The organism is Maritimimonas rapanae (assembly GCF_057837205.1).
The window spans coordinates 937,930-954,835 of record NZ_JBYQFI010000001.1; the positions used below are offsets into that span (position 1 = coordinate 937,930).

17 protein-coding genes and 1 riboswitch are annotated in these 16,906 nt (G+C 31.2%); of the genes, 5 read left to right on the forward strand and 12 right to left on the reverse strand.

Annotation, left to right across the window (positions count from 1 at the left end):
* Window positions 1–148 precede the first annotated feature (148 nt).
* Window positions 149–538: a hypothetical protein gene (locus tag AC3IF2_RS04475; protein ID WP_489165846.1), complete on the forward strand. Its 390-nt coding sequence runs from the start codon at window positions 149–151 to the stop codon at window positions 536–538.
* Here AC3IF2_RS04475 and rsmD read toward each other — a convergent pair.
* Genes rsmD through AC3IF2_RS04490 form a run of 3 tightly spaced genes read right to left on the reverse strand, consistent with a single transcriptional unit; the run spans window position 535 to window position 2,631 of the window.
* Window positions 535–1,071 (reverse strand): 16S rRNA (guanine(966)-N(2))-methyltransferase RsmD, encoded by a 537-nt coding sequence (gene rsmD / locus AC3IF2_RS04480; RefSeq protein ID WP_489165847.1) that lies wholly within the window; start codon window positions 1,069–1,071, stop codon window positions 535–537. The two genes, AC3IF2_RS04475 and rsmD, sit on opposite strands and share 4 nt — an antisense overlap.
* Window positions 1,071–1,922, reverse strand: coding sequence for a DUF3822 family protein (locus tag AC3IF2_RS04485; RefSeq protein ID WP_489165848.1), 852 nt, complete (start codon window positions 1,920–1,922; stop codon window positions 1,071–1,073). The genes rsmD and AC3IF2_RS04485 overlap by 1 nt, the downstream gene beginning before the upstream one ends.
* On the reverse strand, window positions 1,891–2,631 hold the full coding sequence (locus AC3IF2_RS04490; protein ID WP_489165849.1) for a hypothetical protein: 741 nt from the start codon (window positions 2,629–2,631) through the stop codon (window positions 1,891–1,893). Before AC3IF2_RS04490 ends, AC3IF2_RS04485 begins: the two co-directional genes overlap by 32 nt.
* Window positions 2,632–2,745: 114 nt before the next feature.
* On the opposite strand from AC3IF2_RS04490, the gene AC3IF2_RS04495 reads away from it, so the two are divergent.
* Genes AC3IF2_RS04495 through AC3IF2_RS04510 form a run of 4 tightly spaced genes read left to right on the forward strand, consistent with a single transcriptional unit; the run spans window position 2,746 to window position 6,528 of the window.
* Entirely contained in the window at window positions 2,746–4,173 is a 1,428-nt protein-coding gene (locus tag AC3IF2_RS04495; protein ID WP_489165850.1) for an ATP-dependent DNA helicase, read from the forward strand.
* Window positions 4,157–5,437, forward strand: coding sequence for a D-alanyl-D-alanine carboxypeptidase (locus AC3IF2_RS04500; protein WP_489165851.1), 1,281 nt, complete (start codon window positions 4,157–4,159; stop codon window positions 5,435–5,437). Before AC3IF2_RS04495 ends, AC3IF2_RS04500 begins: the two co-directional genes overlap by 17 nt.
* A 1-nt stretch (window position 5,438) precedes the next feature.
* Entirely contained in the window at window positions 5,439–5,993 is a 555-nt protein-coding gene (locus tag AC3IF2_RS04505) for a 1-acyl-sn-glycerol-3-phosphate acyltransferase (protein WP_489165852.1), read from the forward strand.
* Window positions 5,994–6,048: 55 nt separating this feature from the next.
* Window positions 6,049–6,528 (forward strand): hypothetical protein, encoded by a 480-nt coding sequence (locus AC3IF2_RS04510; RefSeq protein ID WP_489165853.1) that lies wholly within the window; start codon window positions 6,049–6,051, stop codon window positions 6,526–6,528.
* A gap of 100 nt (window positions 6,529–6,628) precedes the next feature.
* On the opposite strand, the gene AC3IF2_RS04515 is transcribed toward AC3IF2_RS04510, so the two are convergent.
* The 9 genes from AC3IF2_RS04515 to AC3IF2_RS04555 are packed head-to-tail and all read right to left on the reverse strand — an operon-like array spanning window position 6,629 to window position 16,562.
* A complete protein-coding gene (locus tag AC3IF2_RS04515; protein WP_489165854.1) occupies window positions 6,629–7,492 on the reverse strand; it encodes an alpha/beta fold hydrolase in 864 nt (287 codons plus the stop codon).
* Window positions 7,493–7,498: 6 nt separating this feature from the next.
* Window positions 7,499–9,307, reverse strand: coding sequence for an acyl-CoA dehydrogenase family protein (locus AC3IF2_RS04520; protein WP_489165855.1), 1,809 nt, complete (start codon window positions 9,305–9,307; stop codon window positions 7,499–7,501).
* Entirely contained in the window at window positions 9,308–10,219 is a 912-nt protein-coding gene (miaA, locus tag AC3IF2_RS04525) for a tRNA (adenosine(37)-N6)-dimethylallyltransferase MiaA (protein WP_489165856.1), read from the reverse strand.
* A complete protein-coding gene (locus tag AC3IF2_RS04530) occupies window positions 10,212–11,045 on the reverse strand; it encodes an ion transporter (RefSeq protein WP_489165857.1) in 834 nt (277 codons plus the stop codon). The genes miaA and AC3IF2_RS04530 overlap by 8 nt, the downstream gene beginning before the upstream one ends.
* A gap of 33 nt (window positions 11,046–11,078) precedes the next feature.
* Entirely contained in the window at window positions 11,079–12,449 is a 1,371-nt protein-coding gene (locus AC3IF2_RS04535; protein WP_489165858.1) for an exonuclease domain-containing protein, read from the reverse strand.
* Window positions 12,450–13,490, reverse strand: a complete 1,041-nt coding sequence (locus tag AC3IF2_RS04540; RefSeq protein ID WP_489165859.1) for a M28 family metallopeptidase — start codon at window positions 13,488–13,490, stop codon at window positions 12,450–12,452.
* Window positions 13,491–13,530: 40 nt separating this feature from the next.
* On the reverse strand, window positions 13,531–14,325 hold the full coding sequence (locus tag AC3IF2_RS04545; protein WP_489165860.1) for an ABC transporter ATP-binding protein: 795 nt from the start codon (window positions 14,323–14,325) through the stop codon (window positions 13,531–13,533).
* Between the two features lies 1 nt (window position 14,326).
* Window positions 14,327–15,355, reverse strand: coding sequence for a FecCD family ABC transporter permease (locus tag AC3IF2_RS04550; RefSeq protein WP_489165861.1), 1,029 nt, complete (start codon window positions 15,353–15,355; stop codon window positions 14,327–14,329).
* A gap of 1 nt (window position 15,356) precedes the next feature.
* Entirely contained in the window at window positions 15,357–16,562 is a 1,206-nt protein-coding gene (locus AC3IF2_RS04555; RefSeq protein ID WP_489165862.1) for an ABC transporter substrate-binding protein, read from the reverse strand.
* A gap of 99 nt (window positions 16,563–16,661) precedes the next feature.
* A riboswitch (cobalamin riboswitch) is annotated at window positions 16,662–16,863 on the forward strand.
* The last annotated feature ends 43 nt before the right edge of the window (window positions 16,864–16,906 follow it).

Sequence of the window (16,906 nt, forward strand, 5' to 3'; positions counted from 1 at the left end):
AATTACTAATAATTAATTGTGTATAATGAATTTTAACAAACTTTAAATATCTATCTGTATCTATTAATAAATCTTTAGAATATCTTTAGTATTCTTCTATTAATTTGCTACTTTAGTAAACAAGTAATTAACCTCTTAAAAATTCTTTTTGAAAAAGATATTCTTCTCCTTAGTTATTGGATTAGTAGCTATTTCAATATTTGCTCAATCAAATACAAAACCTCAATTGCTCAAATATGTAAGCACTGGTCCAGATGGCTCGGTAGTTTTCACTGTAATTGATGACTCTCGTAAATCTCTGATGACTTTAGAATCTATAGATGATTTCTATAAATATCAGTTAAGAGATGCTAAGACAGATGAGCTGGTACTTACTTCACATAACAAAGGAAAAGTGGGAACTATTGACAAGTCAAAATTAGCTGCTGGAAACTACAATTTATTCGTATATACCAAAAGTTTTATTATATCTTCTGAAATTACAATTACTTCTTCTGTAAAAACCGAAAACGGTGTAGCTATGGTAGATGAAAATTAGTTTTTAAAGAAACTAAAAGAGCTACTACCATATTTTTTTGCATAACTAAAATGATCTAAATCAGACAGATTAGTATGTTTAGAATGCTCTATAATTAAAAGACCGTCTTTATTTAATAAATCTTTTTCAAAAATAAGTTTTAGAATCAATGCAAATTGTTCATCAGAAAAAGCATAAGGAGGGTCAGCAAAGATAATGTCAGCTGTCAGTTTAGAATTCTCTAAAAACTTAAATACATCACTTTTAAAGGTAGTAATGTCTGCATTAAATTCTTTAGCTATATTATTAATAAACTGAATACAACCATAATGCTTATCTACACTTGTAATTTGTGTAGTACCGCGAGAAGCAAATTCTAAACTAATACTACCAATACCAGCAAATAAATCTATAACAGACAAGTCTTCGAAATAGTAATTATTACTAAGAATATTAAATAAGGCTTCTTTAGCCATATCTGTAGTAGGGCGAGTAGGTAAGTTTTTAGGCGCATTAAAGCGTCTACCTTTATATTTACCAGAGATAATTCGCATTAAAACTGATGTAAAAGTGTAAAATACTGTCTTTTAATTTCTTCAGTAAAATCTTCTGAATATGAATAACGAGATCGATTTTCTAGCAAATTGACATTTCTTACATATTTATGAGCAATTGAATATAGCCCATCATCTTTTTCAATAGCACCTAATAATTGTAGTTCGAATTTTTCAGGATTCATTTTTAGCTGCTCAGCTGTAAAAAGGATATAGTAAACAAAATCTTCTTTAGTAGCATATTTAAAAGTATTATAGAGTTGCAATTTTTTATTGAAAATAACGGTGATCTCAAAGTGACTTTTACAAATATTTGCGAACATTTGAGGCGCTAAACTGTATTTATAAATATCTGTTAGGTTTTCTACCAAAACACTTGAAAAATGTTTGAATTCGAATTCGCCAAATTGATCTATAAAGAAGTTGTTTACATTTACGTAAGGTGCATAAACATTAACTATGTCGTGATTTTTAATTTCATCGTAAACAAAATAATCATGTCTAAGTACCTTATTATTAAACTCTACATAACTTGATAATTTATTTTTATCAAAAAGTGGTTTAGGTACGAGGGTAGATAGGTCGTTTATATGGCTTACAGTTACAGAATTAAATTTTTGTTTTAATACTTTATTTGTATCAAATACGTCAGCAATATTGGTCAGTAATTTTTGTGGAGTATTGACTTCCTTTTCTTTAAAGTGATAGTCATAAAGCGTTGAAAATTCTTTACTGTCTTTATTTAAAATGCAAAAAGAAAATCCATCCAAACTAAATTGGATGGATAGATGATTATTTTCTTGATCTTTTTGATCTAAATTATTCGCTATCTTTCTTTTCTCCTGTATCATAAAAAGGTGGCCAGTTGCCATTCACTTTTACATCGTCTAAAGATCCAACAGAAATGAATTCTCCACTAACTTCATTACCGCCAAAGGCTTCTTTTTCTTGTCTTATTAAATGGACATCTAGACCGTCTAAAATAACATTTTTATCAACTTTAGATTGAAAAACAGGAGATTTTATTCCTTGCACCTTTTCTACATAACCAGTTTCTAATGAAAACTTAGTATTAGTGTCTGGTACATCTGCCATGTTCTTATAATCTCTAGTAGTATACGAATCTTTTACAGGTTTAAAACCAACAGTATCTACAACACGTTCTTCAACTTCAATCATTATCGGACTATAGTCTGTACCTTTATTAACCGTTTTAATAACGTTTTTAGTTTCAGTTACAGCAAACTTTGCAGTATCTATAAAGGCAATTAAATTTTCGAATTTTTTTGCATAATCTCCAGTAACGGCTTTATGATCTACTTGAGCATCTCTAATAATCTTTAATCGATCGATTACCTTAGCATAGCGCTCCTTTTTTTGTTTATTAAATTTAATAGGAGATTGTACACCTTGATAAATTTTATAGCCTAGAAACACAATTAATAACCAAAGTAAGATAGAGATAATTGGTCTAGATTTTGCACTGGCTTTATTAACAATAAAATATGCCAAACCACCAACTAGTGCGATTGCTGCAATAATAATTAAAACTGTTAGCATTTTAAATGAGATTTAATTTTTTAGGTTATACGCAAATCTACAAAATTTTTTCAATGCTAAAAATTTTTAGGGTTAAATCAATTTGTACCTTTGATTTTTTATTTGAGTAGGTGAATGATTAAAGACCCAAAGACATTTTATACATTACTGTTAGAAAAATTTCCTTTCGAACCTACCAATACTCAAGATGAGCTGCTAAAACAATTGTCTTATTTTATTTTTGAAGACAACAGCAAGAGTCTTTTCTTATTAAAAGGATATGCAGGTACTGGTAAAACTACAACAATCAGTACGGTAGTAAATTGCTTATGGCAAGCGGGTAAAAAATCTGTTTTGCTAGCGCCTACAGGTAGAGCAGCTAAGGTAATTGGCGGTTTTGCAAACAGACAAGCATTTACTATACATAAAAAGATATATCATCCTAAAAAGAAAAGCAATGGTAGTGTGTCTTTTATCTTACAAACAAATAAACATACCAATACAATTTTTATAGTAGACGAAGCTTCTATGATACCAGATAGAGCTGCAGATGCCCGTTTATTTGAATACGGATCACTTTTAGACGATCTTTTGTTTTATGTGTATTCTGGTAAAAATTGTAAATTGGTTTTAATAGGAGATACCGCTCAATTACCTCCAGTTAAACTGGAATTAAGTCCAGCCTTAAATGCTGATACTTTAGAGCTTAATTACAATAAAGATGTTAATGAGTTGGAGCTGAATGAAGTAATGAGACAACATAAAAGTTCGGGTATATTAAGTAATGCAACGCAGTTACGTGTTAATTTAAGCGATGGAGGTTTTGATGAATTTAAATTCAAGATAAACTTTCCCGATATTATTCGTTTAACAGATGGATATGATATACAAGACGCTATTCAATCTGCTTATGATAACGATATTGGCGTAGAAGACACAGCGTTTATTGTAAGATCAAATAAAAGGGCTAATCAATACAATCAACAAATACGAAGTAAAATTCGTGGACAAGAAAATGAAATTGCTACCGGCGATTATGTAATGGTGGTTAAGAACAATTACTTTTGGTTAAAAGATAGCTCTGAGGCTGGTTTTATTGCCAATGGTGATATATGTGAGATTTTAGAAATTAGAAAGTATAAAGATCTATATGGGTTCCGTTTTGCTGAAGTAAAAATCAGAATGATTGATTATCCAAATCAAAGACCTTTTGATACGGTATTGTTATTAGATACATTGAGTTCTGAAACACCATCTTTATCCTACGAAGATTCTAATAGATTATACGAAGAAGTAAAAAAGGATTTTGAGCATGAAAAACCTTCGTATAAACGTCTTTTATCCGTTAAAAAGAATAAATATTTTAATGCCCTGCAGGTAAAATTCTCATATGCTATGACTTGCCATAAATCGCAAGGAGGCCAGTGGAAAACAGTATTTATTGAGCAGCCTTACTTACCCAATGGGCAAGATATTTCTTATCTTAGATGGTTGTATACTGCGGTTACTAGAGCAAGAGAAAAATTATACTTAATTGGATTTAAAGATGAATTTTTTGAATGAGATTAACATAAACTATTGTGTATTAGTTGGTGTACTTGTTTTTGTATGTTCATGTTCAAGTTCAAGAAGCATTAAAAAAGATTTTAATAAACAACAAGTTTCCTCATCTTATTTGACTGGATTTGTTTTATATGATCCAATTTTAAAGAAACAATTGGTAAATCACAATGGTAATAAATACTTCACCCCAGCGTCTAACACAAAATTGTACACTTTTTACTCAGCTTATAAAACTTTAAAAGACTCTATAAAAGGTCTTGAATATGCTAAAATAAGTGATTCATTATTTATAAGAGGTACAGGAGACCCCTCATTTTTTTATGGATTTGATAGCACTAGAGTTGTTGATTTTCTTAAAAACAGTACAGCTACTATCTATTTAATAGATGCTAACATAGATGAGGATAATTATGGTTCTGGTTGGGCTTGGGATGATTATGCTTATTATTATATGCCAGAGAAAAGCTTATTACCTATGTATGGTAATATTGTGAGCTATCATTTAAAAGATGATTCTTTGGTGAGTTATCCTAATTATTTCCAGAAGAGTATTTCATTAGTAGATTCAGTTTCTGTTAATAGAAATAGATATGAAAATTCTTTTTACCTAAAAAAAGAAAGCAAAATAAAAAAATATGTTCCTTTTAAAACTTCTAATGAGCTGGTATCTAATTTATTGAGTGATGCTTTAGGAAAAGAAATAAAATTGATTTCAGAAAGAAAGGCATATGAATTTACTGGAATCAATAGTGTTTCGAAAGATAGTTTATTAAAGCAATTGTTAGTGGTGAGTGATAATTTTATTGCTGAACAATTATTATTACAAGTAGGGAAACAGGTTGCTAACAAGTATAGTGTTCGTGCAGCAATTAATTATACGTTAGAAAATTATTTTAATGATCTACCTCAAGAACCACGTTGGGTTGATGGTTCGGGGCTCTCACGTTATAATCTTTTTTCACCAGAATCTATGGTGAAACTTTTAGATAAAATGCACAATGAGATACCAAAAGATAAATTGTTGAATTATTTTCCTGTTGGAGGTCGCTCAGGTACTTTAAAAAACTGGTACGGAAGAGATAAACCGTATGTATTTGCCAAATCAGGCACATTATCTAATAATTATAACTTAAGTGGATATTTAATTACTAAAAAAGGAAAATTATTAATTTTTAGCCATATGAATAACCATTTTAAAATACCACTGAAAGCGGTTAAATTTAATATTGAAGAATTGTTATTAAAGATTTATAATAACTATTAAAATGAAAAAGGCCTTAGCAAAATTCGTCTTCTTTATTTCAGGCTGGAAAGCTGACTACAGAAAAGAACTTAAAGTTGCTAAATCAATAATGCTTGCAGCACCACACACTTCTAATTGGGATATCGTTTATGCATTAGCCGTATATTGGTTAGAGGGAATTGATGCTAAGTTTTTAATAAAGAATAATTACACTAAAAGTTTTTTTGGTTTCTTCTTTAAATGGTTGGGCGCCATAGGTGTAGATAGAAGTAAGAATAATAACCTTGTAGATTATTCGGTACAACTTTTTAATGAATCAGATAATTTAATTTTAATGGTTCCAGCTGAAGGGACTCGTAAAAGAGTAGAGAAGTGGAAGACCGGATTCTACCACATTGCTAAAAATGCCAAAGTACCTGTTTCTTTTGGTTTTTTAGATTATAAAAATAAAATTGCTGGAGTTGGAAATGTTTACTCACTTAGTGGAGATTTTGAAAAAGACATGCAGTATATAGAAGATTTTTATAAAGAGATTGAGGGTAAACATCCAGAACTATACAATAAGAAGATATTTTAATTTGTGACTTTTCAAAAGTAATGTGTCTAAAAATGGTAGAACAAAATTTAATTATATGAAAAAATTAATTTTAACAATTGCTATATTCATTGGATTTATGAGTAGCAATGTAGAAGCACAAGAAATTTCAAAAAACGCATTAGGTTTAAGAATTGGTGATAGTGACGGGTTCGGAGCTGAAGTATCATACCAACTTGGTTTGAGCGATAATAATCGCTTAGAATTTGACTTAGGTTGGAGAAATGGTAAAGGGTTTGATGGATTCAAACTTACAGGTTTGTATCAATGGGTTTGGAATATTGACGGAGGTTTTAATTGGTATGTAGGTGCTGGTGGAGGTCTAGGATCTTATAGTTTTGATAATAAAGATCTTGATGGTGAAACTTTTGTGTTTGCTGCTGGTGATGTAGGTATTGAATATAATTTTGATATTCCGTTATTAATATCTTTAGACTTTAGACCAGAATTTGGTTTTGGAGATTTTAGAGATGATTTAGATTTTGATATTGCATTAGGACTTAGATATCAATTCTAATTAATTTTTAAGAATAATATAATAAAAAGCTACCCAATGTGGTAGCTTTTTTATTTTATAAGTACTTAACTTGGTCTTTTGTGAAAATTGTGAAAAAGCATTATTTTCTTAAAGCTTTAAAAATTAGCTCTAACCATTCTTTAGGAGTTTCTAGCATAGGATAGTGACCAGCTTTTTCCAGTAGATGTAATTCACTATCTAATATTTCTTCATGTAACTTTAAGGCTATTGCCTTTACAGCTACAGGGTCTTCTGTAGCCCAAACAATTTTTACAGGTAATACAGTTTGCTTTAAGGCACCAATCCATCGATTCCAATAAAGATAGCGTTCATTAATATACTGAGTAAGCATTGGTAGCACTTTTCTACCATTATTCTGTATAAGTAATTCCCACATATCTTTTAATTCTTCTGTAGAAATCTTTGATTTATCACACCAAATATTCTTCATATTCCGAACAAAGGTAGATTGACTAGCTAATTGAGCTACGATAGGTCCAAATGTTTTATGTTTTAACAATTTTTGTATAAAACGCAATTTTGCCAATTCTATATGTACACTACCATTGCATAAAACAATCGATTCTATTTTTAAATTAATAGTACTGTTTTGCGAAAGCGCTAATATTTCTGTAGCTACGCTAGTTCCATAATCGTGAGCTAAAATAGTAGCGCTAGTTATTCCTAATTGCTCCCAAAGTTTTAAAGTTATTTCTGCTTGTTCAATTAATGAATAAGAATAATCCAATGGTTTGTCTGAATGCCCAAAACCTAGATGATCATGTATAATTACCCGAAATTTTTGTGATAGTTTTTCTAATACTTTGTAGTAATCATACGAAGAGGTAGGATAGCCATGTAGTATAACTAATGTTTCTTTAGCTGAACCTTTATCAATAACAAAAATCTGTCTATTTAAAACAATATGATAGTTTCCTAAAGATTTCCACTGTTCGATATTCATAAGTATTTAGAATATTTCTGAGGTTGCTTTAATAGTAAGTTCTTCATTATTCATAAGTATTTTAGCAAGGCTTTTTGTTTTTGATAACTCGTAAGTGTAGAAAAATTTCATGGTATGAATTTTACTTTCATAAAATCCGTGACCTTGATCTCCACCACCCTCACTAAGAATTTGTTGAGCTGAAATGGCTATTTTTAACCATTGCCATCCTATGACGATTGTACTAAAGAACTTCATAAAAATGCTAGCATCTGCTAAAAAACGTTCATAATTTCCTTTTAGAGCATGAGGCATTAAAGCTTCAATCACTTTTTGAGTCAAACCTAAATTCTCTAGTAGTATAGTTGCATACGATTGAAGTTCAGTATAATTGTTTGAAGCTTCTATTGTATTTTGAATCTCGCTTGCTAGCAGTTTTAATGCCTTACCATCGTGCATGGTGATCTTTCTACCAAGTAGATCTAAAGATTGAATACCAGTAGTTCCTTCGTAAATTGAAATGATACGAATGTCTCTATAATATTGTTGTGGCATAAAATCCATGCAAAATCCATAACCTCCTAAAATTTGAACAGCATTATTTGTAACTTCTATCCCTTTTTCGGCAGGATAGGTTTTTGCAATAGGGGTTAACAATTCAAGTAATAAATTATAGTTCTCCTTTTCCTCGATAGAATCGCTGGTCATTTCTTTATCAAGGTAATTTGCAGTTTCAACTATTAGACTCATGGAGCCTTCAACAATGGCTTTTTGAGTTAATAGCATGCGCTTTACATCTGGATGATTTATGATCAATGTTTGTTCTTCGTTGATATTTTTTTGCCCAGTACTATTCAATTTTCTGCCCTGTGGACGTTCATTGGCATATTTTACCGAGGCATAATAAGCAGCTGCTGCTATTCCGGCGCCCATTCTGCCTGTAGCTACACGAGCTTCATTCATCATCTGAAACATATAAGACAAGCCTTTATTAGCTTCGCCAACAAGCCACCCTCTAGCATCATTGTTATCTCCGAAAACGATATGTGTTGTGCAATATCCTCTTTGTCCTAGTTTTTCAAACTCTCCAGCGACAGTAACATCATTAGATTCTAAATTGTTCTCTATAGGTCTGTATTTGGGAACTACAAATAATGAAACCCCTTTAATACCAGCTGGGGCGCCATCTATACGAGCCAATACTAAATGCACAAAATTTTCTGCAAATTGATGATCACCGGCTGAGATAAATATTTTTTGACCTTTTATTAGATAATAATCTTCATTTGTCGGAGTGGCAGAAGTAACTACATCAGAAAGTGAACTACCCGCTTGAGGCTCTGTTAAACACATAGTACCTCCCCAAGATAGATCTAGCATCTTTGGTACATAGGTATCCTTTAGGTATTGATTACCAAATGATACAATAAGATTTGCAGAACCAGCAGTGAGACCCAAATAGCCAGTTACGTGGTTATTGGCGGCCTCCATAATTAAATATGCTGCATGAAAAATACTAGCGGGCATTTGTAAACCACCATCTTCAAAATTGAATAGGCTACTTACCAAGCCCATTTCACCAGCTTTTTTGAAGATCTCTTCAAATTGGTGGTGTATGATTATATTGCCATCATCAAAATAAGCTGGTTTTTCATCCATTTCTTTAATGAATGGAAACAACGAAATATCAGAAAATGTTTTTACTGAATCTAGAAAGATGTCTATAGAAGTCTTATCGTATTCGTTAAAACGATCTTTTAAAAGTAAATTTTGAACTTTATGAACATCGTATAGTAAGAATTTAAGAGTGTCTATATCTATATATTCGTTTTTCATCTATTTACTTTTTAATACACTATCAATATACTCAATTATTTGCTCTCTGTTTTCTTGATAATCGAACCACTTAATTTCAGCATCTTTTCTAAACCAGGTACCTTGTCGCTTTGCAAAACGCCTGGTGTTCTTCTTAATTTCTGATATAGCAAAGTCTAAATTCCAAACATCACTTAAATAGTTAAATAACTCTTTATAACCAACTGTTTGTAAGGAATTTAATTTTTTATATTGAAATAATTTTTTTGCTTCTTCTAATAACCCTTCTTGCATCATTAGATCAACACGCTTGTTAATTCTATCATAGATAATTTCACGATCTGCGGTTATACCAATTTTGATGGGAATAAAATTTCGTTTAGATGCTTTATCTGTTAAAAAAGAGGAATATTTTTTACCTGTACCTATACAAATTTCGAGTGCCCTAATAACACGCTGGTGATTTTCTAAATCGATCTTTTTATATGTTTCATTATCCAGCTCTTTTAATTGATCTTGTAAATGTTCAATTCCTTGTTTTTCTAATATAGCCTTTAGATCTTTACGGATATTTACATCGATCTCTGGTAAATCATCTAATCCTTTTAAAACAGCATCAACATACAAACCGCTACCACCAACCATAACAATTATGTTGTGTTTTTCAAATAGAACTTTAAGTTTATTGATAGCATCCTTCTCAAATTGACCAACACTATAATCATCAAAAATGGATCTATTTTGAATAAAATGATGAGGTACTTGAGCTAATTCTTCTTTGCTTGGTACTGCTGTACCGATACTCATTTCTTTATAAAATTGGCGCGAGTCACAAGAAATGATCTCTGTATTAAAATGTTTTGCAAGAGTTAGACTTAATGATGTTTTACCAATTGCGGTTGCTCCAACTATTGTGATAAGATAATTAGACATCGTTTAGTGTATGTCCGCAAGAATAGCAGAAATCAGCTTTGTCTTTATGTTTAGCTGCCGTGCAATTAGGACAACTTTGTGTATTTGTATCTATTTGAGTTTTTCTAGAATATTCTGCCCCAACAATACCGGTAGGTATAGCAATAATTCCATAACCCATAATCATGATCATAGCTGCTATAAATTGCCCTAAAGCTGTTACAGGTGCTATATCTCCATAACCCACAGTTGTCAATGTAACGATAGCCCAATATACACTTCTTGGTATACTTGTAAAACCGCTATCTTCTCCACCTTCAATCAAATACATAATCGTACCTAGTATAACACAAAGTATAAATACAAAGAATAAAAAGACAGAAATTTTTGCTCTACTAGCTCTAAGTGCCACTAATAAACGGTTAGATTCACCTATATATCGTGCTAACTTTAAAATTCTAAATACTCTTAGTAATCTCAAAGCTCTTAACGCTACTAAAGACTGAGAACCTACTAAGAAAAATGATAAATATTTAGGTATAGTAGATAAAAGATCAATAATACCATAGAAACTAAAAATATATTTTTGAGGTTTTTTTACCGATACAATTCTAGCGATATATTCTATAGTAAAAAGTATGGTAATAATCCATTCGGCAGTATTAAGAAACTTATGATACTTATTATCAAATTCTTCAACTGTTTCTAGCATTACAAAAACGATACTAGCAAGAATTGCTATCAATAAAACGATATCAAATATTCTACCTGCCGGTGTATCAGCTTCGTAAATGATCTCATGAAGTTTAGACCTCCAAGTTACTTTGTTGTTATTTGAATCGCTCAAAAGCTTTAGAATTTATTCAAAAGTATAAAAACATTAATTAGTTTGAAACTCTTTGATTTTTAGTTTTTTATTTTTTCTTAAATAAGTTTTTATAATATGATGCACATCTCTATTGTCTTCCATTGGTGTTATTAATGATCGTATGATGTCGATATTATTAATCTGAAAGTTTAAATTAAAATATCCAATTCCTTTAAAAATTCCGTTTTCTACTAGAATAGCACTTCGTTCTTCTATTTCTCGACCTTTATCAATAATCACTAAACTTTTGTTTTCAAAGCTATTTTTTGCAATTAGATTTTGTACTCTATCATTATAATCTTTAATAGACTCTTCCTCAATACATGCTCCTTTGCATTGATCTATAGTGTAATTAAAACAATTTGTTTTAGAAGGATAAAGACCAACTAGTTTTTGACAAAGTACATATTTTTCAATTGAATTATACAAGAAACTCTTAGCGCTTTGCCTATTAGTAAAAGTGGTTATTGGCTTCTCTTTACCATCTACTTTATCAATATTTAAATTAATATATCCACTTTCATCGATAAAATTGTATAGCGCATGTGTAAAAATAGTTCTGCTTAATGCTCGATTGTAAATAGGTTTATTGTGTTTAATTTCTTCACTTTCTTTTAATAAAGCAACCAGTTCACTACCCGTAGTTTCATAAGTAACTGCGGCTACTTGCAGTTGAATTTTTTTCGATTTATGTGTAGTACTTGTAAAATGTTGATTAATGCGTTTTCTGATGTTTTTACTTTTACCTATGTAAATAATATCACCATTTGCTTTATGGATGTAATAAACACCTGTAATTGCAGGTAATTCCTCTAAAATTCGAAGTAATTTAGAATCTAATTGGTTTTTAGGAATATCTCTTACTGTTTTTGATAGGATGGTTTTTTGCACATCTTTATCTAATAATAATTGAAATAGTTTGGTTGTGGCTACTGCATCTCCATTGGCCCGATGCCTATCTGCTACTGGAATTCCTAAAGTTCTACATAATTTGCCTAAACTATACGATTCTAAATCAGGAATCAATTTTTTACTTAATTCTACTGTACAAAGCGTTTGTCGTTCAAACTCAAAACCCAGACGTCTAAATTCAGTTCTTAAAATTCGATAATCGAAATTTGCATTGTGAGCTACAACAATACTATCCTTGGTGATCTCTACTATACGCTTAGCTACCTCATAAAACTTTGGGGCATTTCTAAGCATATTATTATCAATCCCCGTAAGGTTTACTACAAATGGTTGAATTTTGCGCTCGGGGTTTACTAGACTAATAAAGGTATCTATAACACGATGACCGTCGAACTTGTGGATAGCTATCTCTGTGATGCCTTCTTCATTATACTTTCCACCAGTGGTTTCTATGTCTAATATGGCGTACAATTACTTTTTATCAACCTCTAAACGCTTATCTCTATTGGCAATTTCCCAAGCGGTATAAAATATTAACTGAGTTCTTTTTTGTAAAAGGTCATATCTAATTTTATCTGCAGTATCGGTTGGGCGATGGTAATCTTTATGTACTCCGTTAAAGTAAAAAATAATGGGAATATTATTCTTTGCAAAATTATAATGATCTGATCTATAATAAAACCTGTTCGGATCATTCTCATCATTATATGTATAATCTAAAGCAAGATTTACATATTTTTTATTTATCTCTTCAGATAAATTGTGCAATTCAGAACTTAATTTATCAGAACCAATTAAGTATACAAATTCTGGATTCTCAGCATGTTGTTTATCAAAACGACCGATCATATCTATGTTAAGGTTAGCAACTGTTCCGTCTAGCGGGAAGATCGGATTTTCAGTATAATACCTAGACCCAAATAACCCTTCTTCTTCACCAGTAACATTTAGAAATACAATAGAGCGCTTTGGACCATGACCTGCATCTACTGCTTTTTTAAAAGCTTCAGCAATTTCTAATACAGCAGAAGTGCCTGAAGCATCATCGTCAGCGCCATTATATATTTGACCTCCTTTAACACCCACATGATCATAGTGCCCAGAAAGTACAATATATTCATTTGGTTTTTCAGAGCCTTTAATAAATGCAACTACATTTTCTGAAGCATTTTTAGATTGACCTCTAAAATATTCTTTAGCAATTGGTTGAAGATAACTACCGTCTGCATTTGCGGCCTTTATATCATGTGTTTTATAATAATTAACTAAATACTCTGCTGCCATTTTTTGCCCTTTTTCACCAGTTCTTCTACCTTCAAATTCATCGGAAGCCAATTTATAAACCAATGTTTTTAAATCTTCTTGTGTTATGGTATTCGCATAAGTAGTTGCTAAGTCAACTTTTTTTGCAGTATCAGAAGTTGTACTACTAGCTGCAGTTTGTGAATTTGTTTTTGTTGAGCTACAAGAAATAAAAAGAGCTACAGAAATATAAATAATGATATGTTTCATGAGTTGAATATTTTGCTAAAGAACCAAAAGTAAAAAAATACTAGTTATTAATGATGAATTGTTTAGACTTTGCATCAAATTTAATTAAATCTGAGTCGAATAGGCTAGAAAGTTTATCGGTGGTAAGTAAGTGTTGTGTGTCGCCGCTAATAAAAGAAGTGTCGTTCATTAACCATAATTCATCTGAAAGTTGTAGGGCTAGCTGTACTTCGTGTGTAGAAATAATAACAGTTTTATCAAACTTCTTTACTAATGTCTTCAGTAGATTAAATACTTCTATTTTATGATGAATATCTAAATGCGCAGTTGGTTCATCGAGTATAATGATCTCTGTATTTTGTGCCAAAGCCCTTGCTATCATTACTTTTTGTAATTGTCCGTCGCTTAGTTCATCACATTTCTTTGCTATTAGACTTTTAATATTTGTGTTTGTAATGGCAAAATCTATATGCTCACTATCTTCGTCTGTTAAAGTACCTATCCAATTGGTATAAGGTTGTCTACCTAAGGCAATCAATTCGTAAACAGTTAAGTTACTTTCTGGAATGCGTTCTGTTAATACCAGACTAATTTGTTGTGATAATGCTTTCGCGGAAATTTTCTCAAGATCATTTCTGTTAAGGATAATTTCTCCTGCTAATTTAGGCTGAACCTTTGATAATGTGCGTAACAACGTTGATTTTCCAATACCATTCTTTCCTAACAATCCCACAAACTTTCCTTTTTCTAAGTCAATATTAATGCTAGCGGCAATAACTTGTTGTGTTTTTTTAGATACATACCCAATTGATAGATCATTAGTTTTTAGAATGATATGTTTTTTTGAGCCTGTCAATTTAGAAATGAATTTTACGTTTTCTAATCAATAACCAAATAACAATAGGCGCTCCAAAAATTGAAGTGATTGCATTGATTGGTAATGTATACTCACTATTTGGTAATTGAGCAATAGTATCAGCAATTAACATACTTATAGCACCAATTATGGCAACCGCAGGCACCAAAATTTTATGACTTGAAGTTTTAAAAACTAATTTGGTTAAATGTGGTATGGCTAAACCAACAAAAGCAATGGGTCCAGAAAAGGCTGTGATAATTCCGGTTAAAAGCCCAGTAGCTATCAAAGTAATGTTTCTAGTCTTTTTAAGATTAATACCCAAACTTTGTGCGTAATTCTCTCCTAAGAGTAAGCTGTTTAATGGTTTTATAATAGTTACCACCATACCAATTGCTATTAGAAAAACAATAAAAAATAATAATAGTTCTGACCAAGATAAATCACCAAGATTTCCGAATCCCCAAAAGATATATTGTTGTAGTTGTTCTGCACTACTAAAATAGCTTAACACACTAATAACAGCTGCGGTTAAGCTTCCGAACATTAGCCCGATAATCAATATAGACATGGTGTTTTTTAGTTTTCTAGCTACGATCATAACAGCAAAAAGCACTAAGAATGCTCCTAAACTTGCCGCTAATACTAATCCAAAACTAGAAAAAGCTAGAGCTGTTAAGCTTCCGCCGAAGAGCGAAATTCCTAAAATTAAAATAGCAACGCCTAAGCTTGCACCTGAACTAATACCTAATACAAAAGGACCTGCTAACGGGTTTCTAAACAAAGTTTGCATTAATAAACCACTAATAGATAAGCCCGAACCAACTAAAATTGCTGTAAATGATTTAGGCAATCTATAGTTTAGGATAATATAATGCCATGATTCTTTTGTATCACCTCCGAAAAAACTATTAAAAATATGCTTTAATGGTATTGATACAGAGCCCAAACTGATATTAATTAGCCAACAACCTACTAGACACAAAAAAAGCAGGATAAAAGTAAGGTTGTATGTTTTGGTTTGAATCAACTTAATCTTGTAGTTTTTCTAAAAAAAAGGGTTGATAATTTGGTAACAAATCAGGATGCGCAACTTTTATAATATCTTTTAGAACAATATGTGGTTGAATAGGAGCTAGCTCAAAATAAATAACACCGCCATTTTCACCTCTTTTTAATCCATACGTGTAAATATTTTTGTTTTTAAAAGCATCAAACTGGGTATAATGTTCATTAGCTTTTTGTAGCTGAGTATAGCTGGTAAATTGCCCAGGATCGATCCAAATATCTGCATGCTGGGCTTTTTCGAAAACAGATTCAAAACTTAATGATAAGCTTCCTTTACCTTTACTGTCAGACCATATATAATCTGTGTTAGCGTCTTTTAAATATTGAGCCGCAAAGCTTTCACCTGCTGGTACATTCCAAACATCATTAAACTGTATTCCAGATAATATTGTGGACCTATTAGTCGCTTTTTTTGCTATTTCTTTAGCTTCTAGGTATTCTTTTTCAATCTTATTAAAGATGCTGTCAGCTTCTTTAGATTTATCAAACAGAACACCAAAGAATTTTATCCATTCCGCTCTACCAAGAGGTGTTTCTTCTAACCAGTCGCCATTTAATAAAACAGGAATACCAGCTTTCTCGATATTAGCAAACATTTTATTATTACTACTTAAAGAAAAACCAATCACGGCTTGTGGATCGAGGTCTAGCAAGACTTCTGTATTAATACTTTCTTCTTTACCAAGCTCTCTAATATGACCCCCTTTAATAAGATCATTAGTTTTTTTAGATGAAATGTACTTTAGATTAGGGAAGCCAATTAAGCTAGACTCTTCTTCTAACAACTCTAACATTGGTATATGAGTGGTAGAGGTTACGACAACTCTGCTTAAAGGAGTTCTAACTATACTTTTACTGAGTAAATTATCTGGAATGATCTCATCTTTAGCTATAAGGTAAAATTCAAAATACTCTTTAGCTTTTGGGTATGGAGATTTGATAGTTAATTTTGTAAATCTTTCAAATTTCTGAATATTAAACCCTTTGGCATTACTTATAGAAATACCAAATAATTTTTCATTTATTGAAGATCTAATTTTAAGAGAATCAATACTTTTTTCTTTTTCATTGGGATTAGAAGAAGTAAAATTTTGTACTTTAAAAACTAAAGAAACGATTAAAATAATCGTTGACAATAATATCCCTAATTGAAAATTTCTTCTTGACATTAAGCTGCTTTGAAAGCAAAAGTATCATTTTTGCTCAATAACCTTTCAAAACGGTTAAACAAAAATTGCTTATACAATGATTTATAATTTTGAATCATTTACATTTGCCACAATTTTGGTTTTGAATCCGCGAAAGCGTATTTAAATTAAAAGGGAATCAGGTGCAATGCCTGAGCTGTCCCCGCAACTGTAAGCTAAGTTCACTTTGTGAATGCTTGTTAATAGCTTAACCACTGTTCTAATGAATGGGAAGGATTTAACAAGACGCAAGCCAGGAGACCTGCCAAATAGTATTAATCAACGCTTTCGGAGGAAGAGTACAGGTTTATGATAGTTCATCATGC